General features: G+C 71.4%; 25 protein-coding genes. 18 read left to right on the top strand and 7 right to left on the bottom strand.

All coding sequences use genetic code 11. The features are described from left to right. The first annotated feature begins 154 nt into the window (after positions 1-154). The 10 genes from ACQEVZ_RS25240 to nadC all read left to right on the top strand — a co-directional run bounded on the left by ACQEVZ_RS25240 (position 155) and on the right by nadC (position 9596). Positions 155-700 carry a TetR/AcrR family transcriptional regulator gene (locus ACQEVZ_RS25240; RefSeq protein WP_344509097.1) on the top strand — a complete coding sequence of 182 codons (546 nt, stop codon included), beginning with the start codon at positions 155-157 and terminating at the stop codon, positions 698-700. Positions 701-854: 154 nt separating this feature from the next. Continuing rightward, on the top strand, positions 855-1886 hold the full coding sequence (locus tag ACQEVZ_RS25235) for a Rossmann-like and DUF2520 domain-containing protein (RefSeq protein ID WP_433370715.1): 1032 nt from the start codon (positions 855-857) through the stop codon (positions 1884-1886). Continuing rightward, positions 1883-2695, top strand: a complete 813-nt coding sequence (gene panC / locus ACQEVZ_RS25230) for a pantoate--beta-alanine ligase (RefSeq protein ID WP_433370712.1) — start codon at positions 1883-1885, stop codon at positions 2693-2695. The genes ACQEVZ_RS25235 and panC overlap by 4 nt, the downstream gene beginning before the upstream one ends. Positions 2696-2765: 70 nt before the next feature. Continuing rightward, on the top strand, positions 2766-3188 hold the full coding sequence (panD, locus tag ACQEVZ_RS25225) for an aspartate 1-decarboxylase (protein WP_344509101.1): 423 nt from the start codon (positions 2766-2768) through the stop codon (positions 3186-3188). Between the two features lie 18 nt (positions 3189-3206). Beyond that, positions 3207-4124 carry a septum formation family protein gene (locus ACQEVZ_RS25220; protein WP_433370708.1) on the top strand — a complete coding sequence of 306 codons (918 nt, stop codon included), beginning with the start codon at positions 3207-3209 and terminating at the stop codon, positions 4122-4124. A 98-nt stretch (positions 4125-4222) separates the two neighbouring features. Continuing rightward, positions 4223-5134, top strand: coding sequence for a septum formation family protein (locus ACQEVZ_RS25215; RefSeq protein WP_344509105.1), 912 nt, complete (start codon positions 4223-4225; stop codon positions 5132-5134). Between the two features lie 52 nt (positions 5135-5186). Further along, positions 5187-6077: a septum formation family protein gene (locus tag ACQEVZ_RS25210; RefSeq protein WP_433370704.1), complete on the top strand. Its 891-nt coding sequence runs from the start codon at positions 5187-5189 to the stop codon at positions 6075-6077. Positions 6078-6149: 72 nt separating this feature from the next. Beyond that, a complete protein-coding gene (locus ACQEVZ_RS25205) occupies positions 6150-6995 on the top strand; it encodes a septum formation family protein (RefSeq protein WP_433370701.1) in 846 nt (281 codons plus the stop codon). 47 nt (positions 6996-7042) lie between these two features. After that, complete coding sequence (locus ACQEVZ_RS25200) at positions 7043-8668, top strand: L-aspartate oxidase (protein WP_344509111.1); 1626 nt, start codon at positions 7043-7045, stop codon at positions 8666-8668. Positions 8669-8717: 49 nt separating this feature from the next. Next, positions 8718-9596: a carboxylating nicotinate-nucleotide diphosphorylase gene (nadC, locus tag ACQEVZ_RS25195; protein WP_360564001.1), complete on the top strand. Its 879-nt coding sequence runs from the start codon at positions 8718-8720 to the stop codon at positions 9594-9596. A 4-nt stretch (positions 9597-9600) separates the two neighbouring features. On the opposite strand, the gene ACQEVZ_RS25190 is transcribed toward nadC, so the two are convergent. Further along, a complete protein-coding gene (locus tag ACQEVZ_RS25190; RefSeq protein WP_433370696.1) occupies positions 9601-11580 on the bottom strand; it encodes a hypothetical protein in 1980 nt (659 codons plus the stop codon). Between the two features lie 65 nt (positions 11581-11645). Between ACQEVZ_RS25190 and ACQEVZ_RS25185 the strand changes: the two genes are divergently transcribed. Further along, positions 11646-12410 carry a type III pantothenate kinase gene (locus tag ACQEVZ_RS25185; protein WP_344509117.1) on the top strand — a complete coding sequence of 255 codons (765 nt, stop codon included), beginning with the start codon at positions 11646-11648 and terminating at the stop codon, positions 12408-12410. Here ACQEVZ_RS25185 and ACQEVZ_RS25180 read toward each other — a convergent pair. Continuing rightward, positions 12407-13108: a methyltransferase domain-containing protein gene (locus ACQEVZ_RS25180; RefSeq protein ID WP_433370693.1), complete on the bottom strand. Its 702-nt coding sequence runs from the start codon at positions 13106-13108 to the stop codon at positions 12407-12409. The two genes, ACQEVZ_RS25185 and ACQEVZ_RS25180, sit on opposite strands and share 4 nt — an antisense overlap. A gap of 509 nt (positions 13109-13617) precedes the next feature. On the opposite strand from ACQEVZ_RS25180, the gene ACQEVZ_RS25175 reads away from it, so the two are divergent. After that, on the top strand, positions 13618-13974 hold the full coding sequence (locus ACQEVZ_RS25175; protein WP_033363218.1) for a histone-like nucleoid-structuring protein Lsr2: 357 nt from the start codon (positions 13618-13620) through the stop codon (positions 13972-13974). 397 nt (positions 13975-14371) lie between these two features. Next, positions 14372-16909, top strand: a complete 2538-nt coding sequence (locus ACQEVZ_RS25170) for an ATP-dependent Clp protease ATP-binding subunit (RefSeq protein ID WP_363393817.1) — start codon at positions 14372-14374, stop codon at positions 16907-16909. Between the two features lie 219 nt (positions 16910-17128). Here the strand turns inward: ACQEVZ_RS25170 and ACQEVZ_RS25165 are convergent, their stop codons facing one another. Then, the gene (locus tag ACQEVZ_RS25165; RefSeq protein ID WP_433370689.1) at positions 17129-17296 is read right to left on the bottom strand and encodes a hypothetical protein; all 168 of its coding nucleotides are present in this window, start codon (positions 17294-17296) and stop codon (positions 17129-17131) included. 262 nt (positions 17297-17558) lie between these two features. On the opposite strand from ACQEVZ_RS25165, the gene ACQEVZ_RS25160 reads away from it, so the two are divergent. Further along, the gene (locus tag ACQEVZ_RS25160; RefSeq protein ID WP_433370686.1) at positions 17559-18617 is read left to right on the top strand and encodes a hypothetical protein; all 1059 of its coding nucleotides are present in this window, start codon (positions 17559-17561) and stop codon (positions 18615-18617) included. Here the strand turns inward: ACQEVZ_RS25160 and ACQEVZ_RS25155 are convergent. Together ACQEVZ_RS25155 and ACQEVZ_RS25150 are read right to left on the bottom strand one after the other, a co-directional pair. Further along, positions 18605-19498, bottom strand: a complete 894-nt coding sequence (locus ACQEVZ_RS25155) for a polysaccharide deacetylase family protein (RefSeq protein ID WP_433370683.1) — start codon at positions 19496-19498, stop codon at positions 18605-18607. The genes ACQEVZ_RS25160 and ACQEVZ_RS25155 overlap by 13 nt on opposite strands. A gap of 83 nt (positions 19499-19581) precedes the next feature. Then, positions 19582-20454 (bottom strand): A/G-specific adenine glycosylase, encoded by an 873-nt coding sequence (locus ACQEVZ_RS25150; RefSeq protein WP_433376966.1) that lies wholly within the window; start codon positions 20452-20454, stop codon positions 19582-19584. A 17-nt stretch (positions 20455-20471) separates the two neighbouring features. Here ACQEVZ_RS25150 and ACQEVZ_RS25145 point away from each other — a divergent pair, with 17 nt between their 5' ends. Genes ACQEVZ_RS25145 through ACQEVZ_RS25135 form a run of 3 tightly spaced genes read left to right on the top strand, consistent with a single transcriptional unit; the run spans position 20472 to position 22204 of the window. Further along, entirely contained in the window at positions 20472-20984 is a 513-nt protein-coding gene (locus tag ACQEVZ_RS25145) for a glycine cleavage system protein R (protein WP_360563985.1), read from the top strand. After that, positions 20981-21484, top strand: a complete 504-nt coding sequence (locus tag ACQEVZ_RS25140; protein WP_344509132.1) for a peptide deformylase — start codon at positions 20981-20983, stop codon at positions 21482-21484. The genes ACQEVZ_RS25145 and ACQEVZ_RS25140 overlap by 4 nt, the downstream gene beginning before the upstream one ends. A 60-nt stretch (positions 21485-21544) precedes the next feature. Further along, on the top strand, positions 21545-22204 hold the full coding sequence (locus ACQEVZ_RS25135; RefSeq protein ID WP_354889400.1) for a hypothetical protein: 660 nt from the start codon (positions 21545-21547) through the stop codon (positions 22202-22204). 9 nt (positions 22205-22213) lie between these two features. Here the strand turns inward: ACQEVZ_RS25135 and disA are convergent, their stop codons facing one another. After that, positions 22214-23341, bottom strand: a complete 1128-nt coding sequence (gene disA, locus ACQEVZ_RS25130; protein WP_425552377.1) for a DNA integrity scanning diadenylate cyclase DisA — start codon at positions 23339-23341, stop codon at positions 22214-22216. A gap of 127 nt (positions 23342-23468) precedes the next feature. Between disA and ACQEVZ_RS25125 the strand changes: the two genes are divergently transcribed. After that, positions 23469-24050 carry a hypothetical protein gene (locus ACQEVZ_RS25125; RefSeq protein ID WP_344509135.1) on the top strand — a complete coding sequence of 194 codons (582 nt, stop codon included), beginning with the start codon at positions 23469-23471 and terminating at the stop codon, positions 24048-24050. A 660-nt stretch (positions 24051-24710) separates the two neighbouring features. Here the strand turns inward: ACQEVZ_RS25125 and radA are convergent. Next, a complete protein-coding gene (radA, locus tag ACQEVZ_RS25120; RefSeq protein ID WP_344509137.1) occupies positions 24711-26120 on the bottom strand; it encodes a DNA repair protein RadA in 1410 nt (469 codons plus the stop codon). Between the last annotated feature and the right edge of the window lie 27 nt (positions 26121-26147).

The raw sequence follows: 26147 nt of genomic DNA, 5'->3' as shown, positions 1-26147 counted from the left end.
CGCCGATCCCGCCCGCTCGTTGACGTGAGTAGGTTTCAGAGGGACGAGCTTGAGGGGGGACTGCCGGGTGGCGACGCAGACAGTGGCCAGTGCCGGGACGAAGCCGCTGCGCCGGGTTCCGGTGCAGGGGCGCAGTGTGGCGAGGGTCGGGCGGATGCTCGACGCGTGCGCCGAGCTCGTCGACGAGGTTGGCTACGACGGGTTGACCACGACGCTGCTCGCGGAGCGGGCGGGGGTGGCGATCGGCTCGGTCTACCAGTTCTTCCCGGACAAGCGCGCGATCGTGCAGGCGCTCACGCTGCGCAGCTTGGAGGGCTACCTGGAGCGCCTCGGCGCCCGGCTGGCCGACGAGGACATCTCGCACTGGTGGGACGCGGTCGACGCGGCCATCGACGAGTACATCGACATGCACCGCACGGTGCCGGGCTTCCGGACGCTGCACTTCGGTGACGTCGTGGACATCCACCTGCTCGACGACGAGCGGGACAACAACGACGTCATCGTGTCGCAGCTCGCGGCGCTGCTCATCGGCCGGTTCGGCATCGTGGACGCCGAGCGGCTCCAGTTCGTGCTGGCGATCGCGGTCGAGGCCGCCGACGCGCTGATCAAGATGGCGTTCCGGCGCTCGCCGGACGGCGACCGCGCGGTGCTCGGCGAGGCCAAGGCCCTGATCAAGGACTACCTGCACCACCGCCTCTGACGACGTCGTTCGGACCCTTTATCGGCTGCTCGCGAGGCCGGTAAAGGGTCTGAAACCTCGTGTTGACAATCCCACACGTCCTGTCCGCTTTGCCCCGCACGACGCATACTCGTGGTCGACCGGTACCCCACTTTCGAGGACTGGATCCACCGCGATGAACAGTGCTCTGAACAGCCAAAAGAGCAGCCAGAAGAGCGGCCGGGAGAGCGGCCGGAGCATCGGCATCATCGGTGCCGGGCGGGTCGGCGCGGTGCTCGGCGCCGCGTTCGTGAACGCCGGCCACCAGGTGGTCGCCGCGGTCGGTGTCTCGACCGCCTCCAAGGCCCGCGCGGAGCAGCTGCTCCCGGGCGTCGCGCTCCTCCCCGCCGACCAGGTCGCCGCCTCCGCGGACCTCGTGCTGCTGGCGGTCCCCGACGACGTGCTCGCCGGCCTGGTGCACGGGCTGGTCGAGACCGGCGCGCTGCGCGCGGGGCAGATCGTCGCGCACACCTCCGGCGCCCACGGCCTCGACGTCCTCGCGCCTGTCACGGCAGCCGGCGCGCGCCCCCTGGCGCTGCACCCGGCGATGACGTTCACCGGCACCGCCGTCGACCTGAGCAGGCTCGCCGCCGGTGTCTCGTTCGGCGTCACCGCCCCCGACGACCTGCGTGACCTCGCCGCCTCCCTGGTCGCCGACCTCGGCGGTCAGGTCGAGTGGATCGAGGAGGAGCGGCGGCCGCTGTACCACGCTGCCCTGGCCCACGGTGCCAACCACCTCGCCACCCTCGTCAACGAGGCGCTCGACCGGCTGCGCGACGCCGGCGTTCAGCACCCGGAGCAGGTCCTCGCCCCGCTGCTCGGCGCCGCGCTGGACAACTCGCTGCGCCTCGGCGACGCCGCCATCACCGGCCCGGTGTCCCGCGGCGACGCCGGCACGGTCGCCAAGCACCTCAGGGCGCTCGACGCGGTCGCCCCGGAGTCGGTGCCGCCCTACCTGGCGCTCGCCCGGCGCACCGCCGACCGGGTCATCGCCGCCGGCCGGCTCCGCCCGATGGACGCCGAGCCGCTGCTCGACGTGCTCAGCGGCTCCGGGCATAAGGGCGGCGACTCCGGACAGAAGGAGGGCTCAGCGCAGAAGCAGGTGCCGGTGATCGCCGCGCAGCGCGGCGGCCGCCGGAAGGCCAAGGGCACCGGAGGTAAGCCATGATCGTCGCCGAGACCCGCGAGCAGCTCGCCGTTGCGCGGGCGGGAGCGCGCGGCACCGTCGCTGTCGTCATGACCATGGGTGCGCTGCACGAGGGGCACGCCGAGCTCCTGCGTGCCGCACGCGCCGAAGCGGACACGGTCCTGCTCACGATCTTCGTCAATCCGCTGCAGTTCGCGCCGGGTGAGGACTTCGAGCGCTACCCGCGCACCGTGGAGGCCGATCTGGCGATCGCGGAGCGGGCCGGTGTGGACATCGCGTTCACGCCGACGCCGGAGATCATGTACCCGCAGGGTGAGCCCGCGGTCCGGGTCGACCCCGGGCCCGCCGGCAACGAGCTCGAGGGCGCCAGCCGGCCGGGGTTCTTCCACGGCGTGCTGACGGTGGTCAACAAGCTGTTCCAGCTGACCCGCCCCGACGTCGCGTACTTCGGGGAGAAGGACTACCAGCAGCTCGGCATGATCCGGGCGATGGTCCGCGACTTCGACCTGCCGATCGTGGTGCGGGGCGTGCCGACGGTGCGGGAGCCCGACGGTCTCGCGCTGTCCAGCCGCAACCGCTACCTCGCCCCGGCGGAGCGGCAGGCGGCGCTGGTGCTGTCCAGGGCGCTCACGAAGGCGGCGCGCAGCGAGGACCCTGTCGCCGTGGGGATCGCCGAGTTCGCGACGGAGCCCGAGGTCAAGCTCGACTACTTCGTCCTGACCGACCCGATGCTGGGCCCGGCACCCGCGCACGGCGCCGGCCGGCTGCTGACCGCGGCCTGGGTCGGCGGCACCCGCCTGATCGACAACATCGCGGTGGACCTGCCGTGACGCACCAGAGGCGACATCGCGGTGGACCTGCCGTGATCCGTACCAGAGGCGACAAAGCAGTGGAGATGCCGTGATCCGTACGATGCTCAAGTCCAAGATCCACCGGGCGACGGTGACACAGGCCGATCTGCACTATGTCGGTTCGGTAACGGTCGACGAGGATCTGATGGACGCCGCGGACCTGCTCGCCGGCGAACAGGTCGCGATCGTGGACGTCACCAACGGGGCGCGGCTGGAGACCTACGTGATCGCCGGGCCCCGCGGCAGCGGCGTCATCGGGATCAACGGCGCCGCTGCGCACCTGGTCCACCCGGGTGACCTCGTCATCCTGATCTCCTACGCGCAGCTCGACGACGCCACCGCCAGGACGTACCAACCGCGGATCGTCCACGTCGACGCCACCAACGGAATCATCGAACTCGGTCACGATCCCGCGGACGCCATACCGGGTATGGTGGGCGAGCCTGTGAGGGGAGACCTTCTCCGGGCGTAAGCACCTGGGGAGGTGGCGGTGCGGCGCGCGGTCGTGCTGGTCGTGGCGGTGGCGACACTGCTGAGTGCCTGCGCGCGACCGACCCCGGCCGGCACCGACAAGGACCTGGTCAACGGCTGGCCGATGCTGCCGGCCGCCGTGCTGCAGCAGCCCACCGCGCCGGCGTGTTACGCGCTGCCGGCGGGCACCGCGAGCGCCGACGTCACGAGCTGGCCGGCGCCGGTCGGCTGCACCGAGCCGCACGAGGTCGAGCTGATCACGGTGGGCCGGTTCGCCGGTGCGGACGCCGAGCGGGCCACCCCGCCGAACGTCGGGAGCCCGGCCATGCGCGACGCGTACCGACGCTGCGCCGACGACGCGAAGGCGCTCCTGGGCGCGGACTGGCGCACCGGCCGGGTGTCGCTGAGCGTGGACGTGCCGAAGCCGTCGCTGTGGGACGCCGGGGCGCGCTGGTTCCGCTGCGACCTGCAGGCGCTCCAGGACATCGACCGCTTCAGCGTCGCGACCCGCACCGCGTCGCTGCGCGGCACGCTGCGCCCCGACGGCGGGGAGCTGCGCATCGGGTGTGTGAAGGTCACCACCAAGGCGGGCGGCGCCGCCGGCGACATCGACCGGATCTTCCCCGCCTCGTGCACGACCCCGCACGAGGGCGAGTTCGCCGGCCTCTACGAGCCCCCGGACGGTGAATACCCGGCCGACAGCGAGGCCCGCAGCAACGCCAACCTCGCCGGCTGCCGCCCCGTTGTGGCGGGCTTCACCGGCGTGCCGGACGACGTGAACTTCCGCTCCCGCACCGGTCTCGTAATGTGGCCCTATGACAAGACGGCCTGGGAGCTCGGCAACCGCGGGGTGCGCTGTTTCGTGTGGCCGCCGAAGCCGGTGACGACGTCGTTGCGGGGCGCGGGTACAAAGGGTCTACCGATCACAATCGCGTAGATGCTGTCCTAGATCTGGCAGTTGGGCCGGGTTGCCAACCACATTGATCATTGGCACACTGCACCCGCGCTGTGTGCGCCGGGGGAGGGGTTGGAATCATGGTGCGTTTTCGACGGCTCGCCATGGCGGTGGCACCGGTCGCCGCCGTCGTGATGCTGGCGGGCTGCTCGACGCCCGCGGGTGTCGACAAGAACCTCGTCGACGAATGGGCCATGCTCGCCGCACCCAAGGTTCCCTCGCCGCCGGTCGGTGCGTGCTACGACACCACCGTGCCGTACTTCGAGACGGACACCCTCACGGTCTTCTCCTTCACGGCCGTGGCCTCCTGCACGACCGCGCACATCAGCGAGACGTTCTTCGTCGGCGAACTCAGCGGCACCGCGGCCAGCGCGTCGTCGCCGCCGAAGGGCGCGGACCTCAAGGACGCCTGGGCGAAGTGCAACACCGAGGCGCAGACCTTCCTCGGCGGCGACTACCACGACGCCCGCCTCGAGCTGATCGTGCTGCCCCCGTCGACGACGCAGTGGAGCGGCGGCGGGCGCTACTTCCGCTGTGACCTCGCCGAGGTGCAGAGCGACGCCGGCAAGCCGATCAGCCGCACGAGCAGCCTCAAGGGCAACCTCACCGGCGACAAGCCGATCGCGCTGACCTGCGCCCAGGAGATCTACGAGGCCGACGGCAAGACCTGGGACGACTACGAGCCGAGGGCGTGCACGCAGACGCACAACATGGAGTACGTCGGCACGTACCTGGCCGGCGAGCGGGCCTTCCCGAAGAACGCCGACGAGCGGCGCGCCGCGATGCGGACCGGCTGCGAGGCGCTCGGCGCCAAGTTCCTCGGCATGACGCAGCAGATGCTGGACAACCACCAGGAGGTCGGCATCGGCTTCTGGATGGTCGACGAGGAGAACTGGCTGCGCGGCAACCGCACCGCCCGGTGCTACGCGATGCTCTACGGCACCAAGAGCACGATCCGCTCCCTCAAGGGCCTCGGTCAGAGCAAGATTTGATCCCCTCTGCGAGACTGTGAGGCCCGTGCTACGAGGTGAGGGAGTTCTGCCGATGAAGCGGTGGACCGCCGGGCTGTCAGCGGCGCTGGTGCTGTTCGCCGCGGGCTGCGGCAATCCGGCGGGCACGGACGGCGACCTCGTCAACGGCTGGACCGCCCTCGCGGCGCCGAGCGTGCCCAAGCCCTCCGCCGGTGAGTGCTGGACCTTCTCGGGTGACGCCGACAAGCTCGCCGTCGGACCCGACCTGGTCGAGGTCGAGTGCACCGCGTCGCACGCCAGCGAGACGTTCAAGGTCAGCGAGTTCACCGGCGCCATCGCGCAGAAGTCGACGGTGCCGGCCGACGCCGACCTGATCGACGCGTTCACCGCCTGCCAGGCCGAGGCCATCAACTTCCTCGGCGCCGACTGGCACGACGGCCGGCTGATGCTGCGGGTGCTGCCGCCGTCGTCGAAGCAGTGGACCGGTCAGGCGCGCCACTACCGGTGCGACCTGATCGAGGTCTCCGACGACACATACACGATCGCGCCGCGCACGACGAGCCTCAAGGACACCCTGCGGGGCTCCAAGCCGGCCCTGCTCCGCTGCGTCAAGGTCGCGACCGACAGCAAGGGTGGCATCGAGGACTTCATCCCGGTCCAGTGCGACACGCTGCACAACGGTGAGTACACGGGCACCTTCTACTCGCCGGACGCGCGGCCGTATCCGAGCGACGCCGCGGCCCGCCGTTCGCTGCTGCAGCCCGGCTGCAAGACGATCGTGGCGCGCTACCTGGGGCTCACCGACGCCGAGTACGACCTCAACAAGCAGATCTCGTTCGCCTGGTCGACCGCGACGCCGACCCGGTGGGGCTACGGCGACCGCACCGCCCGCTGCTACCTGATGCTGGAGGGCAACCTCTCGGTCAGCCGCTCCCTGCTGGCGAACGGCAACCGCCCGGTCTAGGAGCGAGCCGGTGACGTCCCGGTCCAAGACGGGTCGTGACGTTACCGGCCGGTAATGGCACACTGCTTCCTCATGAGGCGGGTCATCTTCATCGTCGTCGTGCTCGCGCTCGCCGGGGGCGGCGCCTACTGGCTGCTGCGCGACGGCAACCGGAAGATTCCGAAGACCCCACCCGCCGCCGCGCCGCAGGCCGGCTCCTGCTGGTCGGTCGACGCGGCCGGCGCGAAGGCCGCCTTCCCGTGGGCCGGCGGCCCCGTCGGCTGCGCCGCCGCCCACACCGCCGAGGTGTTCCACGTCGGCCAGGCCACCGAGGACCTGCTGCACCGCCTCGACAAGGCCAAGGGCCAGGACGTCGCGATCGCCCAGAACCTCCTGTACGCCCAGGCCCGCCGCGCCTGCGTCGTGCAGGGCACCGCGTTCCTCGGCGGCAACTGGCACGAGTCGAAGGTCCAGATCCTCGCCTCGTGGATCACGCCGGCCAAGGACGGCTTCTTCGGCTGCGCGGTCGCCCCCGTGACCGGCCCGGCCGGCGACGAGTTCGCGACCCGCGAGGGGAGCCTGGCCAAGGCCGGGCCGAGCCTGCCGATCGAGTGCATCTCCGCGCTGAAGTACGTCGGCTGCGCCGGCCCGCACGACGGCGAGTACTCCGGCAGCTACTCGATCGCCCCGATGGACGCGCCGTTCGACGAGACCGCGGTGCGCAACGCGTCGGCGAAGGGCTGCACGAGCGTCGGGCTGCGGTACCTCGGCCTGGCGGAGACCGCCGACCGGGCCGACCTGTCCGCCGCCGCCGTCGGGCCCAAGACCGGCTCCGCCTGGCTCGGCAGCGACCAGACCTTCGCGTGTTACCTGATGAGCGCACGCCCGCTGAAGGGAACCATCCAGAAACTGGGCACGGGCCCCTTGCCGTTCGCGTGATTCTCGGCACGGCGCGCAATGCCTGGTTGTGATGTTTGACTGGAGTGATGGAGCTGCCCGTACTACCGCGCCGACTCGCCGGGCCCCAGCCGGGGTGGGCCGAGCCGACCGACGTCGTCGTGATCGGCTCCGGCGTCGCCGGGCTGACCGCGGCCCTGCACCTGCGCGAGGCCGGCCTGCACGTCACCGTCGTCACGAAGGTCAACATCGATGACGGCTCGACCCGCTGGGCCCAGGGCGGCATCGCCGCGGTCCTCGACCCGCTCGACACGCCCGAGGCGCACGCCCAGGACACCCTCGTCGCCGGCGTCGGGCTGTGCGACACCGCCGCCGTCGACGTGCTGGTCCGGGAGGGGCCGACCCGCGTCCGCGAGCTGATCCGCTGGGGTGCCGAGTTCGACCGCAACAACGACGGCTCCCTCATGCTGACCCGCGAGGGCGGCCACCACGCCAACCGGATCATCCACGCGGGCGGCGACGCGACCGGCGCCGAGGTGCAGCGGGCCCTGCACGCCGCCGTCCACCGCGACCCGTGGATCCGCCTCATCGAGCACGCCCTCGTCCTCGACCTGCTCACCGACGCCGCCGGCCGGGCCTGCGGGGTCACCCTGCACGTCCTCGGCGAAGGCGCGGAGGACGGCGTCGGCGCGGTCCTCGCCCGGGCCGTCGTGCTCGCCACCGGCGGCATGGGCCAGATCTACTCCGCCACCACCAACCCGATCGTCTCCACCGGCGACGGGGTCGCGCTCGCCCTGCGCGCCGGGGCCGCCGTCACCGACATCGAGTTCGTCCAGTTCCACCCGACCGCGCTCGCGCTCAACAACCGCGACTCCCAGCAGCCGCTGGTCAGCGAGGCGCTGCGCGGCGAGGGCGCGTACCTGCGCGACGGCGACGGCAACCGCTTCATGGTCGGCCGCCACGAGCTCGCGGAGCTCGCCCCGCGCGACGTCGTGGCCAAGGGCATCTACCGGGTCATGCGCGCCGAGGGCACGAACAACGTCTGGCTCGACGCCCGCCACCTCGGCCGGGACTTCCTCGAGGGCCGGTTCCCGACGATCGTGGCGTCCTGCCGGGCGGCCGGCGTCGACCCCGCCGCGGACCTCATCCCGGTGTCCCCGGCCGCGCACTACGCCTCCGGCGGCGTCCGCACCGACCTGCACGGCCGCACGTCGATCCCGGGCCTCTACGCGTGCGGTGAGGTCGCCTGTACCGGTGTGCACGGCGCCAACCGGCTGGCCTCCAACTCGCTGCTGGAGGGGCTGGTCTTCTCCCGCCGGATCGCCGAGGACATCGCCCGCGACCTGCCCGCGCAGACCGACCCCGTGGCCGGCGACCTGCCGGCGTGGACCGCCGACCCCGGGCTGCGCGGCCCGCTGCAGGCGGCCATGTCGGCGCACGCCTCGGTGCTGCGCAGCGCCGAGTCGCTCGACCAGGCGGCGCAGGCGATCGCCAAGCTGGCCCTGGACCGCGCCGCGCCCGGCCTCGCCGGCTGGGAGGCCACCAACCTGCTCACCGTCGCGGCCGCCCTCGTCGGCGCCGCCGACCAGCGGCAGGAGACCCGCGGCTGCCACTGGCGCGAGGACTTCCCCGACGCCAGCGACGTGTTCCGCGGCCACTTCCTCGCCGGCCTGTCCGACACCGGCGCCCTGACCGAGACGTGGGAGGACGCGTGACGCCCCTCGTGGCCGCCGCCGGTGCCCTGACCGAGACGTTGGAGGACGCGTGACCCCGGAGACCGAAGCGCTGTTGCGGAAGGTCGGGCTCGACCCGGTCGCCGTCGGCGAGATCGTCGAGCGGACCCTGACCGAGGACCTCGGCCCCGACCGCCTCGACGTGACCAGCGTGGCGACCATCCCGGCCACCCAGACGGACTCCGCCGAGCTCGTCGCCCGCGCCGACGGCGTGGTCGCCGGCCTGGCCGTCGCGGCCGCCGTGTTCGAGGCCGTGTCCCCGTCCGTCGAGGTGGCGATCCACGCCGTCGACGGCTCGTCCGTCGTGCGCGGCACGGTGCTCGCGACCGTCACCGGACCGACCCGCGACCTGCTGACCGCCGAGCGCTCCGCCCTCAACCTGCTGTGCCGCATGTCGGGCGTCGCCACCCACACCCGCCGGTGGGCCGACCTCCTCGACGGCACCAAGGCCCTGGTCCTCGACACCCGCAAGACCACGCCCGGCCTGCGCATCCTGGAGAAGTACGCGGTCCGCGCCGGCGGCGGCACCAACAAGCGCATGGGCCTCTACGACGTCGCCATGATCAAGGACAACCACAAGCTGGCGGCGGGCGGCATCTCCGCGGCGTACGCCCGGGTCCGTGAGGCGTTCCCCGACGTCCCGGTCCAGGTCGAGGTGACCACGGTCGGCGAGGCGGTGGAGGCGGTCACCGCCGGCGCCACGTTCCTGCTGCTCGACAACATGGCGCCGGACCTGCTGCGGGAGGTCGTGGCGGCGGTCGGCGGCCGGGCCGAGCTGGAGGCGACCGGCGGCCTGACCCTGGAGACGGCGGCGGACTACGCGGCCACCGGGGTCGACTACCTGTCCGTCGGCGGCCTCACCCACTCCTCACCGATCCTCGACATCGCGATGGACCTGCGGACCCACTGAGCCCCTACGCGGGGAACGCGACGGCGACCAGCGCGGAGAACCGCTGGACCTTCCACGCCGGCGGGACCACCGCGGCGCAGCGTTCGACGCCGGAGACGCACACGATCGCCTGCACCGACGAGACCGGTGCGGGCGGGGCGGACGGGATCACCGACTCGGCCGCGACCAGCTCGACGTCCGGCAGGGAGATCTGCAGCGGGTACTCCCACAGGTCCCCGTCCATGACCAGGCCGACCCGCCGGACGCCGCTGGCCTTGATGGCGTCGATCGCCTGCTGGTACGGCACCGCCTGGTCGGGCAGCCGGACGAAGCGCTCCTGCCAGTCGGTGAGGGTGAAGACGGAGCCCTGGCCGACGAGGCGGCGGGGCTGCCCGTACGCGACGGAGATCCCGCCGGCCGCGAACGCCGCCGCCATGACGACGATGAGCGCGGCCGCGGTGGCGCGGTGGGTGCGCAGGCGGTCGGCCCAATAGCCGGCGAGCGGCGCGCCGAGCGCGAACGCGGGCAGGATCAGCCGGTTGCCCCAGTCCTGCCACTTGACGACCGCGGCGGTCATGACGAACGCGCCGAGCACCATGACCGCGTAGCCCCTCAGCAGCGGGGGCAGCCGCCGCCACACCAGCGTGACGACGAGGGCGCTCAGGATCAGCGCGGACTGGATGGGGTACGGCGAGCGGTCCTCGTCCGGCTTCCAGCGCGTGCCGGGGAAGACGCTCCGCCACTGGGTGATCTTTGGGTCGTTGGGGTTGACGCCCGCGACGTCCGCGACGGCGATGACGGCGTCGCTGACCACGCCGTTGACCGCCGGGAACGGCGTGGTCAGCGTGGAGGCGGCCAGGCGCAGGCCGTTGACCAGCACCGCGGGCGGGTCCTTGCGCTCCGTGGACAGCGAGGCGCTGTAGCCGGGCGGCCCGAGCGGCGAGCCGAACGCGTCGTTGACGCGCAGCATGGCCGGCCCGGCGAGCACGACCATGCCGGCGACGATCGTCAGGCCGGCGCCGGCGGTGCGCAGCCACTGCCCGGTCCGGCCACCCGCCCCGTCTGAGAGCCCGTCTGAAAGCCCGCCTGAAGGCCCGTCGGAGGGCACGGGAGCCTCGGACGTCACCGCGGACCGCGCCGGCCGGAGACGGAGCTGGCAGACGCCCCAGAAGACGAGGATCGGGGCGAGCGGCATGAGGCCGGTCGACTTGGTGACGGCGGTGAGGCCGGCGACCGTGGCGAGGGTCAGGACGTCGCCGGCGGTGGCGACCCGGCGGGCGCCGTCGAGCGCGAGGCTGGCGGCGCAGGCGACCCACGCGGTGACGACGAGGTCGTTCTGGGTGCTGGTGGCCTCCAGGGCGACCGCCGGGGCGGTGAGCAGGACGGCGGCGGCGATGAGCTGGCCGAGGCGGCCGACGCCGAGCTGGGCGGCGCAGCGGGAGACGGCGACGGCGGCCAGCAGCGACACGCCCCACTGCAGCAGGTTGTACAGCGAGTCGTCCCCGGTCAGCAGCCGGGCCTGCAGCAGCAGGTACTCCGCGCCCGGGACCAGGATGATCTGCTGGTTCTGGATCGTGGCGTAGGGGGCCAGGTCGCCGTCGGCGATCCAGTGCTCGATCTTCGTGAGGTGATAGTGGTTCGAGTCGTAGTTGTTCGGCGAGTGGGCCAGCGCGAGGACCAGCTCAGCCAGTACCAACGCCGCAAACGCTGACAGCAGCACCTTGTCCCAGTTTCGCAGGACAAGGTGGGGAACGTGCAGGTGGCGCCTGGCGAAGAAGGCCGACACGCCGGCGAAGAGCAGCCAGTAGACGATCACCGGCCAGGTCGTGATCAGCCCCGCGAGCGACAGCAGCTCGACGAAGACGACCGTGACGCCCGCCACCGTGGCCGCCGCGCGGATGACCGCCTGGCGGGCGTCCAGACTGCCCGGACGCAGCGCGAACGCGGTGAACACCAGCGCCGCCAGCGGGAGGAGCGCGAGCAGCGTGCGGGCCGTCGGCATCATGGGAACCGGATCGTAGATGACCAGGCTCACCCCGCCGCTGGCGGGCCTTTCGTTAGGCTCACCGCGTGCTGCTGTGCATCGACATCGGAAACACCAACACGGTGCTCGCCACGTTCGAGGGCGAGAAGCTGGTCCACTCGTGGCGGATCAAGACCGACGCGAGGGCCACCGCCGACGAGCTCGGCCTGCTCTACCGGGGGCTGCTCGCCACCGACGCCGTGTCGCTGACCGGCATCGCGGCCTGCTCGACCGTTCCCGCGGCCCTGCGCTCCCTGCGCACGATGCTGCAGCGGTACTACCCGGGCGTCCCGACCGTGATCGTCGAGCCGGGCGTGCGGACGGGTGTCCAGCTGGCGATCGACAACCCGAAGGAGGTCGGCACCGACCGGGTCGCGAACACCCTGGCCGCCTTCACGCTCTTCGGCGGCCCGTCGATCGTCGTGGACTTCGGCACGTCGACCAACTTCGACGTCGTCTCCGCCCGCGGGGAGTTCCTCGGCGGCGTGCTGGCGCCCGGCATCGAGATCTCCGTGGACGCCCTCGCGGCCCGCGCCGCCCAACTGCGCAAGGTGGAGCTGGTCAAGCCGCCGCGGGTGATCGGCAAGAACACGGTCGAGTGCCTGCAGTCCGGCGTCGTCTACGGCTTCGCCGGGCAGGTCGACGGCATCGTGCGGGGCGTCACCGCGGAGCTGGGTGTCCCGGTGAAGGCGGTCGTCGCGACCGGTGGCCTGGCCCCGATCGTGATCGGCGAGTCCGCCACAGTCACGCACCACGAGCCGATGCTCACCCTGATCGGGCTGCGACTGATCTTCGACCGCAACCGCGGTTAGCGTTTGCGGCCGATGTACGCGTAGGTCACGTACGGCAGCTCGAACTCCTCGGTCCGCGGCAGCACCTCCAGCAGCTGCTCCTCGAGCCGTCGCCGCGCCTCGTCGCCCGAGACCAGGTAGTAGCTGCGGGACTTGACCAGCTCCAGGAACGACTCCCTCGTGTGGGTGGCGCTCCACTCGAACGTCCCCCGCTCCACTGGGCCGAAGAGGGGGCCGAAGTCCTGCACGGCCGTCTCGTCGAACGCGTCGCGCTCGCGGGCGCCGTCGAAGAGGGTGGAGGACTCGGCGACCCAGGGGACGCGCTCGTCGCGGATGTTCCAGATCGGGACGAAGCGGCCGCCGGGCCGGAGGACGCGGGCGATCTCGGCGTGTGCCGGCTCGCCGTAGAACCAGTGGTAGGCCTGCCCGGCGGTGACGACGTCGACGGACGCGTCCGGCAGGGGGATGTGGGTGGCGTCACCCTTGCGGGCTTCACCTGGGATCTTGGCACGCATCTTGTCGTCCGGCTCGACGGCGATGGTGTGATGGCCCAGCTCGCGGAGCTGGCGGGTCAGGATGCCGGTGCCCGCACCAAGATCGCAGATTTCGGATTTTTCCGGTATCGCCCATTGCAGGGCCTCGCGCGGGTACCGGGGGCGGATGCGGTCGTACAGGTCGGCGGCCGCTCCGAACGAGGAGGCATGTGCTGCGAAATCCACGCCGCCAAAAGTACCGAATCCGAAGTTGCGAGGTCGCGCCGTAAAACGCGGAATTGGCCGGCCGGGCGCGCATGGCTCTCTCTGGGCGGCTGTTGGCCTCTGCTACCTGCAGCCGCCATGTTGCAGTTGTGCAAGGTGGTGCTGCACCTGCCATTCGTCACGCATAGCAATGCGACGGACACGGATTTGCGTCGGCGTATCGCCCTATCCGATTCCGAGGCCCTGTCTTCCTTGCCTGCGGCCCTGACTGCGGTGTGCGTGCCGGGTGTGGATGCCTGATCGGGAACCATCCGCGCGCGATGGAGTACGGAATGCCACCGGCGGCAGGCGTGTGATGGGAATCGATCGCGTTGGCGTGCGGCCCGTCGCGCCCGGCATTCGGGAAACGCGGTGTCTTTCCGCTGGTGCGGTAGCGGTAGTTTCGGCGTACCGTTGACGAAGCGGACCCTGATTGCGTTATCTTTGCATTCGCACAACGCGGGGCGAGCTTCCTCGAAGGGAATACGACAGTGGCCAAGCGGACCATCCACGTGCTGGTCGACGACATCGACGGCGGGGACGCCGACGAGACCGTGAAGTTCGCGCTGGACGGCGTTCAGTATGAGATCGACCTCTCGAAGAAGAACGCGACGAAGCTGCGTGACGCGTTCGGGCCGTTCCTCGGTGCGGCGACCAAGGTCGGCCGGGGTGGCGTCGTGGTCGGAGGGCGCGCCGCCAGTGCCCGCGGCCGCGGTGGGGCAGCCGCCGATCGCGAGCAGAACAAGGCGATTCGGGAATGGGCTCAGAACAAGGGCATCAAGGTCTCCGACCGGGGCCGCATCAAGCAGGAAATCGTGGACCGCTACAACGCCGAGGCCGGCCGTTAGCGCTCGTTGACCGGTTTCGGCCTGAGCGGTCGTTTTGGGGTTCTTTCAGCGCCTTTCACCCATCGTAGCCAACTTGCTACGGTGGGTGACTTGCGTGGTGCGTCGATTTCGCTCTTGGCGTACGGGCTCGCCAGCAGGAACACGGCGACGGATGCTCGCGTTGAGCAAAAGCGCCGGGTACACGCGTCCCCGGCGGGTAGACAAGTACCACGCAACGACTCCGACATGGTCCGATGGTGGGGTGCGGCAATGGCGCACACCCGCAATGTGTCGGCCTACGGCGATAGAGTGATGGCACGGTCACGTTGGCGTCCGACAGAGCTTCGGCGTGGCGACCCCCTCGAGGGGTTCCGCGGCAGGGGCGGCGGCGACGGACACGGCACGTGAAGGAGCAGGGATGTTCGAGCGGTTCACCGACCGAGCACGACGGGTTGTCGTCCTGGCGCAGGAAGAAGCCCGGATGCTCAACCACAACTACATCGGCACCGAGCACATCCTGCTCGGCCTCATCCACGAGGGTGAGGGCGTGGCGGCCAAGGCGCTCGAGAGCCTCGGCATCTCGCTGGAGGGAGTCCGCCAGCAGGTCGAGGAGATCATCGGCCAGGGGCAGCAGGCGCCGAGCGGGCACATTCCGTTCACGCCACGAGCCAAGAAGGTGCTGGAGCTGTCCCTGCGCGAGGCGCTGCAGCTCGGGCACAACTACATCGGCACGGAGCACATCCTGCTGGGTCTGATCCGCGAGGGTGAGGGCGTGGCCGCCCAGGTCCTCGTGAAGCTCGGCGCCGACCTCAACCGGGTCCGCCAGCAGGTCATCCAGCTGCTCTCCGGCTACCAGGGCAAGGAGCCGGCCGCCGCCGGCACCGGTGCCCCCGGCGAGGCTGCTCCGTCGACCAGCCTGGTGCTCGACCAGTTCGGTCGAAACCTCACCCAGGCCGCCCGCGAGGGCAAGCTCGACCCGGTCATCGGGCGCGAGAAGGAAATCGAGCGGGTCATGCAGGTCCTGTCCCGCCGCACCAAGAACAACCCGGTGCTGATCGGCGAGCCGGGCGTCGGCAAGACCGCCGTGGTCGAGGGCCTGTCCCAGCGGATCATCAAGGGCGAGGTGCCCGAGACGCTCAAGGACAAGCAGCTCTACACGCTCGACCTCGGTGCCCTCGTCGCCGGTTCGCGCTACCGCGGTGACTTCGAGGAGCGCCTGAAGAAGGTGCTCAAGGAGATCCGCACCCGCGGCGACATCATCCTGTTCATCGACGAGATCCACACGCTCGTCGGTGCGGGTGCCGCCGAGGGCGCGATCGACGCCGCGTCGATCCTCAAGCCGATGCTGGCCCGTGGTGAGCTCCAGACCATCGGCGCCACCACCCTCGACGAATACCGCAAGCACCTCGAGAAGGACGCCGCGCTTGAGCGCCGCTTCCAGCCGATCCAGGTGGGTGAGCCGTCGCTGGCGCACACCATCGAGATCCTCAAGGGCCTGCGCGACCGCTACGAGGCGCACCACCGGGTGACGATCACCGACGCCGCCCTGGTGGCCGCCGCGACGCTGGCCGACCGCTACATCTCCGACCGCTTCCTGCCGGACAAGGCGATCGACCTGATCGACGAGGCCGGCGCGCGGATGCGCATCCGCCGGATGACCGCGCCGCCAGACCTGCGCGACTTCGACGAGCGCATCGCCCAGGTGCGCCGCGACAAGGAGTCCGCGATCGACGCGCAGGACTTCGAGCGGGCCGCGCAGCTGCGCGACAAGGAGAAGCAGCTGCTCGGGCAGAAGGCGCAGCGCGAGAAGGAGTGGAAGGCCGGCGACCTCGACGTCGTGTCCGAGGTCGACGACGAGCAGATCGCCGAGGTCCTGGCGAACTGGACCGGCATCCCGGTCTACAAGCTGACCGAGGAGGAGACGGCCCGCCTCCTGCGCATGGAGGACGAGCTGCACAAGCGCCTCGTCGGCCAGGACGACGCGGTCAAGGCGGTCTCGAAGGCCATCCGGCGCACCCGGGCCGGCCTGAAGGACCCGAAGCGCCCCTCCGGCTCGTTCATCTTCGCCGGCCCGTCCGGCGTCGGGAAGACGGAGCTGTCCAAGGCGCTCGCCGAGTTCCTCTTCGGCTCCGAGGACGCGCTGATCCAGCTCGACATGTCCGAGTTCCACGACCGCTACACGGTGTCGCGCCTCGTCGGTGCGCCTCCCGGGTATGTCGGTTACGACGAGGGCGGCCAGCTGACCGAGAAGGTCCGCCGCCGGCCGTTCTCGGTGGTCCTCTTCGACGAGATCGAGAAGGCCCACCCGGACGTCTTCAACACGCTCCTGCAGATCCTGGAGGACGGCCGTCTCACCGACGGTCAGGGCCGCATCGTGGACTTCAAGAACACGGTGATCATCCTGACCACCAACCTGGGCACCCGCGACGTGGCCAAGGCCGTGTCCCTGGGCTTCCAGGCGTCGGAGGACAACGAGTCCAACTACGAGCGGATGAAGCAGAAGGTCAACGACGAGCTGAAGCAGCACTTCCGCCCGGAGTTCCTCAACCGCATCGACGACACGATCGTCTTCCACCAGCTCGCGCAGGACCAGATCCTGGGCATCGTCGACCTGATGATCGCCCGCATCGAGTCCCAGCTGCGCAACAAGGACATGGGCCTCGAGCTGACCGACAACGCCAAGAAGTTCCTGGCGAACAAGGGCTATGACCCGGTCCTGGGGGCCCGGCCGCTGCGCCGGACCATCCAGCGCGAGATCGAGGACTCGCTCTCCGAGCGCATCCTGTTCAACGAGCTCCGCCCGGGCCAGATCGTCGTCATCGACTGCGAAGGCGACCCGGCCCAGTTCGAGAAGGCCAAGCTGGTCTTCAACGGCGCCGACCGCCCGGGCGCAGTCCCGGACGCCGTCCCCGCCGAGCTGACCAAGGGCGGCTCCGCCGAGGAGTCCGCAGCCTGACCCGGCACCACGCGAAAGGCCCCCGTCCACTCAGGACGGGGGCCTTTCCCGTTTCGTGCGGTTCCGTTCTTGCGACCACCGCTCTCCCGCCGGCACCGTTGTCGTGCAGTTTGTTCAGCCACGCACCGCCGTCCACCTCGCGTGCTGACCACTTCCTACTGGAACCTTGGCATTCCACCGCGACCGAATTCGTGCGGTGTTCACTTTGAACCAGCGCCATCAGGCAAAGTTCGTCGCGCATTCCGGCTGCGCCCGGCGCGCCGGCGTCCAGCGGATGTGGTGATCGAAGGACGAAACCGGTCGTGATGGCAGCCAGATCCGTCCTTCGATCAAATTCAACGGTGTGGCGTCCGCCGGTGCGGTGGCCAGATCCGTCCGTCTTTCCATCAACCTCCCACATTGCGGGGTCGTCAGGACGTGATCGAAGGAGAGGACTGGTCGTGGGGACAGCCAGATCCGTCCTTCGATCAACTCAATCGTGCGATGGGCGGGGAGGGCCGGTCTTGGTGGCGGCACGATCCGGGCATTGATTGTCGGTGGCGTTGTGGGGGCATGTTGCGGGGATGGTTCACGCGGGTGGGTGGGGTTGGTGGCGAAGAGTGACATGTCGAGGGTTCGTGGGGGCGGTCGGCGGGTTACGTTGCCTGGCGTGAGTGGGTGGTGGCGGGACTTCGGGGCGGCGCGCTTCGGGCGGCCGGTCGCGCCGCGGCCGATCGTGCGGACGGGGTTGCTCGCGCGGCTCGACAGGGCGTTCGACGAACCAGGCCGGGAGCAGGCCCACCGAGCTGCCGACCGGGACGCCGGCCTCACGCCGGACCGGGAGCGGCCACGCCGACCTGCCGACCCGGACGCCGGTCTCGCGCCGGAGCGGTCTGGCACGTTGCCCGGGCAGGGGCTGAGTGAGAGGGCCGAGGCGGGGCAGGAGGCTGGGAGCGACAGGGCGGCAAGGGCGCCGGTGGTTGTGGTGGTGGCGGGGAGCGGGGCGGGGAAGAGCATCCTGCTGGGGCAGTGGGCCGAGCGGCGGGGGGCGGTGCTCGTACAGGCGGAGGAACTGCCGGCTGAGGTGCCTCCGGGTGCCCTCGTCGTGGTTGACGGGGTGGAGCGGCTGGAGGTCGGGGGTGCTGGGTGGGGGTGGGTGGTCGCGCGGGTCGGGGTGGTGCCGCTGGTGCTCAGTGGCAGGGAGCCGATTCCGGTGGACGCGGTGGACCGGTTGGGGGCGGGGCACCTGGCGTTCGGCGAGGATGAGACGTATCAGGTGCTGGCGGCGGCGCTGGCGGATGCGGCGGGGGCCGACAGGCTGGCGCCTGACCTGCATCTGTTGACGGGGGGATGGCCCGGGCTCGTCGGGCTGGCGGCGGCGTGGCTGGCGCGGGTGCCGCAGGCGGAGCGGGCGGGCAGCCTGCGGCAGCTGGCGCGGGTCGACGGGGGGCTGCAGGAGCATCTCGTCGGCGCGCTGGTCGGGGTGCTGGACGCGGGGGAGCGGGAGCTCGTGCGGCGGCTCGCGTACCTGCCGGCGGTGGACGCCGGGCGGGCGGATGTCCTGGGGCTGGCGGAGGAGTGGGGCGCGGTGCCGCCGCTCGTGGTGCCGGCCCGTGCGGAGAAGGAGGCTTTCGTAGTACCGGAGCCGCTGCGGAAAACGATCCAGCAGCGGCTGCCGCTCGCTGAGGCCGAACGGCAGGCGCTGCTGGAGGCGTTTCAGGGAATGTAGTCCTCCAGCAGGGCCGGGGTGAGGCCGGCGGCCTTGATGGCCTGGAGGGCGGCGATGAAGTCGTCGACGAACCGGTCGCGGAAGTGCATCAGGATGATGTCGCCGCGCTGGACCGTGTTGCCCTGCTGGTAGCGGACGATGCCCTTGTCGACGGTTTCCTTCCAGAAGAAGGCGGCGTGCATGCCGCAGTCGTGGGAGGCCTTCAGCGTCGTGTCGTCCTTCTCGCCGTACGGCGGGCGGAAGAGGACCGGGCGGCGGCCGTACCAGTTGCCGAGCTTGTCCGCGGAGTCGCAGATCTCCTTGCGCTGGACGTTGTACGACTTGCCGCGCAGGCTCTGGTGGGTGACCGTGTGCGCCTCGATGACGGCGCCGGCGTCCTGGAGGCGCTTGAAGTACTGCGGGTCGTTCCTGATCGCGTCGATCATGAGGAACAGCGTGACGGGCACGCCGGCCTGCTTGATCAGGTCGAGGGCCTCGGGGCGCTTGACCTGGCCGTCGTCGATGGTGATGAACGCGACGGGCTGGTCGGTCGGGATGCGGGAGTAGTACGCCGCGAGGTTGCCCTCCGGCAGGTGGACCTTGTCGGCCTTCGGGGCGCGGTCGAACTTCGGCAGCCGGTCACCGTAGTTGACGCCGGCGGGTGGTGCCGCCGCGGTGGTGGCCTGCGTCTTCGAGGGCTTCGCGGCGGGCGAGGCCGACGGCGGGGCCGCTTCGGACGAGGCCGGCGACGCCGCGACGGCGCTGGAGGCGACCGCCGGCGGCGGGGCGGCGGCGTCCGTCCACTTCGGATGGTCAGGCTTCGACGCGGCACAGCCCGCGAGCGTCGCGACGGCGAGGACCGCCGCGGCGATCCGGCGTGCCCTTAGGCGAGGGATGAGCACGCCGTGAGCCTATCCATGCGGGCACGTGAGGGGAGTCCCGAAAAGTGTGGGAAAAACCAGCTGAACCGGCTGCAACCCTCGCCTCACCCGGGCAGCGTGAACGTCCCACCCCGCTCGCGGACCAGCCCGTCCTCGATCAGCCCGGCCAGCGCCCGGCCGCGCTGCACCTCGTCGTCCCAGACGAGGTCGAGCCGCGCCGCGGGCACCGGGTCGTCGCTGGCGCGCAGCACCGCGAGCAGAAGGCCCCGCACATGGCGGTCGGTTCCGTGGTACCGCTGGGTGCGCCGGCTCGGGCCAGTGGACGCCGGCGCCCCGGCGATGCGCCAGGCACAGACGCCGGCCATCGGGCACTCCTCACAGCGTGGTGCGCGGGCGGTGCAGATCACGGCGCCGAGCTCCATGAACGCGACCGAGGCGCGGGCCGCCGCCTCGTGGTCCTCTGGCAGCAGCACCTCGACGGCGCGCAGGTCGGCGGGGGTGGTGGCCGGTCCGCCGTCGGCGACGCCGTCGACGATCCGGGCGACGACCCGGCGGACGTTGGTGTCCACGACCGGGTGGCGCTGGCGGAACGCGAACGCGGCGACCGCCCGGGCCGTGTACATGCCGATGCCGGGCAGCGCGAGCAGCGCGTCGACGTCGTCGGGGACGACACCGTCGTGCCGCTCCACGATCGCCACCGCGCACGCGTGCAGGCGCAGGGCGCGGCGCGGGTAGCCGAGGCGGTCCCACGCGCGGATGGCCTCGCCGGGCGGGTCGGCGGCCAGGTGGGCGGGCGTCGGCCAGCGCTCCATCCAGCGGCGCCAGGCGGGGTCCACCCGGGACACCTGGGTCTGCTGGAGCATGACCTCGCTGACCAGCACGCCCCACGGCGTCGCGTCGGGCTGCCGCCAGGGGAGGTCCCGGGCGTTGGCGTCGTACCAACTGGTGACGGTCTGTGAGAGGGCGATGGAGGCGATAAGGAAGGATAAGCCAGGTGAACGAGTACGCCGTCACCGTCATCGGCCACGACCGCCCCGGCATCATCGCCGACGTCGCGGAGATCCTCGCCGGTCTGGGCCTCAACCTCACCGACTCGACGATGACCCGCCTGCGCGGGCACTTCGCGATGACCCTGGTCTGCGCCGGGTCCGTGTCCGCCGCCGAGGTCGAGTCGGCGCTCGCGCCGCTGACCGCCGGCCGGACGCTGCTGGTCACCGTCCGCGAGGTGGGCCAGGACCTGGTCGACGAGCCTTCGGGCGCGCACTACGTGCTGACCGTCCACGGCGCGGACAAGCTGGGGATCGTGGCGGCGCTCTGCCGTACCGTGGCGGCGGCGGGCGGCAACATCACCGACCTGACCACCCGTCTGGCCGGCAACCTCTACGTGGTCGTGGCCGAGGTCGACGCGCCCGGGCCGATGGCGGACCTGGCCGAGGCGATCGAGCGGGTCGCCGGCGAGCTCGGGGTCGAGGCGACGCTGCGCGCGGGCGAAGCGGACCTGATGTGACCGTCCTGCAGGTCGTCCAGGCCCCCGCGGAGGTGCTGGGCTCGGCCGGCGTTGCCGTGGACCCGTGCGCCGACGACATCGTCAAGCTCGCGGCCGACCTCGTCGACACGATGCGGGTGTCGCCCGGCTGCGTCGGGCTCGCCGCGCCGCAGGTCGGCGTCGGCGCGCAGGTCTTCGCCGTCGACGTCACCGGCCACCCGAAGGCCCGCACCGTGCACGGCACGCTGGTGCTGTGCAACGCGCGGGTCGTCGAGGCCTCGCAGTGGCAGAAGGGCCGCGAGGGCTGCATGTCGGTGCCCGACCTCACCGGCGACGTGAAGCGCGCCAACCGGCTCGTCGTGGCCGGCCAGGTCCCCGGAACGGGTGACGAGATCGAGATCACTACGGATGCGTTCGAGGCGAGGGCTTTACAGCACGAGATCGATCATTGCGCTGGGTTACTGTTCCTTGATCGTGTTGCCGGCGCGCATGCCGTATACGCCCGCAAGGTCTATCTCTGAGCGGTCTACACGGCGCGCCGCCCCGTTCGCCACCCGTTCCCTCGATACGGTGAGTGCATCATGAAGCTGACGGTTGGCCCGCTTCCCGCTGGCGTTTACTGGCGGCGTCGCGCCATCCTCGGCGGGGCGCTGCTCATCGTGGTGCTCATGCTGTGGGTGCAGTGCTCCGGACCGGACCCGAAGCGGACCCCGGCATCGGCACAGACCAAGGCTCCGGCTTCCACGGGGCCCACCGCCACGCCTGCCGCGGCCGAGCCGACGATCCAGACTCCGACGACCGGCGACCCGGTCTCCAGCGCGCCGCCTTCGAGCGCGCCCGCCGTGACGTCCACGGTGCCGGTCTGCGCCGACACGGACCTGTCGCTGGTGGCGCAGCCCGAGCAGGCGATGCAGTTCCGCGGGGCGTATCTCAAGTTCTTCCTGAAGATCAAGAACACCTCGACCCGGGAGTGCACGCGCGACGTCGGCGCCGACTATCAGGAGCTCTACCTGCAGGTAGGTGCGGTCAAGATGTGGTCGTCGGACGCCTGCGACGCCCCGAAGGGCAGCCAGCCCACGACGCTGAAGCCGGGTATCGAGGTCCAGTTCTCCACCACGTGGAACGGCAAGACCACCAAGGACGGGTGCGAGCACCGGGAGCTGCCGCCGGCCGGCAAGTATGAGCTGATGGCCCGCCTCGACACCAAGCTGAGCGCGCCGGTCCAGGTGCAGCTCACCTGAACGTAGCTTCTAGACGTAGCGCTCCAGGATCGAGGCCTCGGCCAGGCGGCTCAGGCCCTCCCGGACGCCGCGGGCGCGGGCGTCGCCGACGCCGTCGACCGCCTGCAGATCCTCCACGGTCGCGCCGAGCAGCCGCTGCAGGCTGCCGAAGTGCTCGACCAGCCGGTCCACGACGAGCGCCGGCAGCCGCGGTACCTTGGCCAGCAACCGGAACCCACGAGGCGACACCGCGGCGTCCAGGGCGTCGCTCGCCCCCGGATAGCCCAGCGACTTCGCCACCGCGACCAGGTCGATCAGCTCCGTCGCCGTCAACGCGTCCAGCTCGTCGAGCGCGTCGTCCGACGAACGGCTGCGCCGCCCCGATGGCAGGTAGTCGCGGATCACCAGCGTCCGGTCGGCCTCCACGCCCGCCATCAGCTCCTCGAGCTGCAGCGCCAGCAGCCGCCCGTCGGTGCCGAGCTCGACCACATACCCCGCGATCTCGTCCGCGATGCGCCGCACCATCTCCAGCCGCTGCACCACCGCCACCGCGTCGCGGACCGTGACCAGGTCCTCGATCTCCAGCGCCGAGAGCGTCCCACTGACCTCGTCGAGGCGCAGCTTGTACCGCTCCAGCGTGGCGAGCGCCTGGTTCGCCTTCGACAGGATCGCGGCCGAGTCGTCCAGCACGTGCCGCTGGCCGTTCACGTACAGACCGATGATCCGCATCGACTGGCTCACCGAGATCACCGGGAACCCCGCCTGCTTCGCCACCCGCTCGGCCGTCCGGTGCCGGGTCCCCGACTCCTCCGACGGGATGGTCGGGTCCGGCATCAGGTGCACGGCGGCCCGGACAATTCTCGTGCCGTCACTCGACAGGACGACAGCACCGTCCATCTTGCACAGCTCACGCAGCCGCGTCGCGGAGAACTCGACATCCAGCGGGAACCCGCCGGTGCAGATCTGCTCCACCACCTTGTCGTAGCCGAGGACGATCAGGGCGCCCGTGCGCCCCCGGAGGATGCGCTCCAGCCCGTCACGCAGCACCGTCCCCGGCGCCATCAGGGCGAGCGTCGCCCGCAGCGGGTCTGCGGCGGCCCAACCCCCGTTGAGGCCGGTGTGGGAACCGCCTCTGCTGGGCTCGCGGTCTATCGGCACCCGCACAGTCTACGGATGGTCGGACATCTGGTGCTGGTGCGGTATCGACCCAACCCGTAGAGTGGGCCGACCCCATCAGTCGATGGATCGAAGTTGATGTCTGCGTTCAGTCTGTGAGGTCCCACCGGTGGCCGGTCCCGAGCGGATCGAGTGGCGGCGCAGCTTCCCGTCCCGCGCACTGGTCAGCCTCGCCTGGTATGTGCTCTCCGCCGCGCTCGCCGTCGGCCTGGTCCGCGGCTTCTTCGCCGACGAGCCCGACGTCCTGCCGTCAGGCGCGAACAACCCCCTCGCCGACCTTCCGATGTGGACCGTCGCCCTCGCCGCGGTCGGCGCCACCCCCTTCGTCCTCGCCGTCGTGCGCCGCCCCCGGGTCGGCGCCAACCACTTCGCCCTCACCCTGCGCCCCGGCTGGGTCCGCACGCTGGTCCTGCCGTGGTCGCGCGTCGCGCAGGTGGCCCTGATGGACGTCGGCGGCGAGCGGTACCTGCTGGTCAGGCTCCGGGCCGGCCTGGACCGCACCGGCACCAACCCCGGCTGGCTCGACCAGAACGTCGTCCGCGAACTGTCGAAGACCCCGTCGAAGCGCGCTCGCGGCTTCGACGTCGCCGTCCGCCTCCGCGACTTCACCGGCACCTCCGACGGCCGGCTGGCGGCCTTGGCCGCCTTCGCCCCCGACCAGGTCCTCATCGCCAACCACCTGCCGCTGTAGCTGTATTTCCGCCCCACCGCTGTCGCGGCGGGTCGCGGCGGGGCTTCTCACCCGACCGCTGTGCTTCTGCCCCACCGCTGTCGCGGCGGGTCCCGGCGGGACTTCTCACCCGACTGTGCTTCCGCCCCACCGCTTCGCGGCGGGTCCCGGCGGGGATTCTCACCCGCACCCCAATGCGCCGCTCCGCGGCGCACAGCCGCGTGTGCCGCGCTGGCTGGGATCGCGCGTGCGCGCCGCAACCTGTGGCCGGCCGCCGTCCTGCCGCAGTGCCGGGAAGGCGTTCAACACGCACAGTGGGCCGGGCGGCGTCCGGCGCCCGCGACAGGCGTTGGTCAATGCCCTGCTATGCGGCATTCATGCCATCGACATTGCGCAACCCACCCACAAATGATCTCTGAATTGGGGGGCAGATCGCGCAATGTTTATCCGAGCCGCATGCGCCGGAACTGACGGTGCTGGCTGCGGTGCGGCTGGGCTGGTGCGGTGCGGGGCTGGTTGAGTGGCTGTGGGTCGGTCCGGGCTGGATTGGTGGGCTGGTGCGGTGTGGGTCAGGGGGCTGTGGGTGCTGGGCGGGGGCTGGCTGAGTGAGTGGCTGCGGTGGAGGTCGAGGGGGCGGTTGCGTGGGCGCGGGTCGGGCCGGGATGGGGTTGGTGGGGTGGGTCAGCGGGGGTCGGCTTCGCTGGAGGCCTTTACGGCGTAGTGCAGGGCGGTGCGCACGTCGGCGACCTCCAGGACCCGCATGCCGGGTGGGGTGACGCCGGTGGCGGCGGGGCCGCAGCCGGGTGGGACGAGGGCGAAACGGAAGCCCAGGCGGGCGGCCTCGGCGAGGCGGCGGGGGACGGCGCCGATGCGGCGGACCTCGCCGGTCAGGCCCACCTCGCCGATGACGACCAGGTCGGGGGGCATGGGGAGGTCGTGGGCGGCGGAGGCGGCGGCGAGGGCCAGGGCCAGGTCGACGGCGGGCTCGGTGACGCGGAGGCCGCCGACCGTGGCGGCATAGACCTCGCGGTCGTGGAGCTGGATCTTGGCGCGCTGCTGGAGGACGGCGATGATCATGGCTAGGCGGGCGGAGTCGAGGCCGCTGACCGTGCGGCGGGGGGAGCCTGGGGTCTGGGCGCCGATCAGGGTCTGCACCTCGGTGACGAGGGCGCGGCGGCCCTCCATGGCGACGGAGACGCAGGTGCCGGAGACGGCGTCGGCATAGCGGGTGAGGAACAGGCCGCTCGGGTCGGGCAGGCTGGTGATGCCGCCCTCGTGCATCTCGAAGCAGCCGACCTCGTCGGCGGCGCCGAAGCGGTTCTTCAGGCCGCGGACCATGCGCAGCGAGGAGTGCTTGTCGCCCTCGAAGTTGAGCACGACGTCGACGAGGTGCTCCAGGACGCGGGGGCCGGCGACATTGCCGTCCTTGGTGACGTGGCCGACGAGGACGGTGGCGAGGCCGCGCTCCTTGGCGATGGCGACGAGGGCGGCGGTGACGGCGCGGACCTGGGTGACGCCGCCCGCGACGCCGTCGGTGCCGGGGGCGGAGATGGTCTGCACCGAGTCGAGGATGAGCAGCCCGGGCTTGACGGCGTCGAGGTGGCCGAAGACGGCGCCCAGGTCGCTCTCGGCGGCCAGGTAGAGCCGCTCGTGGAGGGCGCCGATGCGCTCGGCGCGCAGACGGACCTGGCTCACCGACTCCTCGCCGCTGACGACGAGGGACGGGGTGTCGCTGTGCTTGGCCCACTGCTGGGCGACGTCGAGCAGGAGGGTGGACTTGCCGACCCCGGGCTCGCCGGCGAGCAGGACGACGGCGCCGGGGACGATGCCGCCGCCGAGCACCCGGTCGAACTCGGCCACGCCGGTCGGGCGGGCCTGGGCCGGCTTGGCGCTGATCTCGGCGATGGGCCGGGCCGGCTCCAGCGGGGCGCGGCTCTGGACGGAGCGCAGGGCGGTGGGGCCGAGCGCGGCCAGCGGTGAGGACTCGATGATCGAGCCCCACTCACCGCACTCGGGGCACCGCCCCATCCACTTGGCCGGCCGGTGGCCGCACACGTCGCACTGGTAGGCAGCGCCCCTCGTCTTCGTCACATCCGAAAACTAGCCGAGGGGTACGAC

The sequence above is a fragment of the Dactylosporangium sp. CA-152071 genome (genome assembly GCF_050936335.1).
Classification (GTDB): domain Bacteria; phylum Actinomycetota; class Actinomycetes; order Mycobacteriales; family Micromonosporaceae; genus Dactylosporangium; species Dactylosporangium maewongense.
Note: the sequence above shows the minus strand (reverse complement) of the source record. Positions and strands in the feature narration are given on the sequence as shown.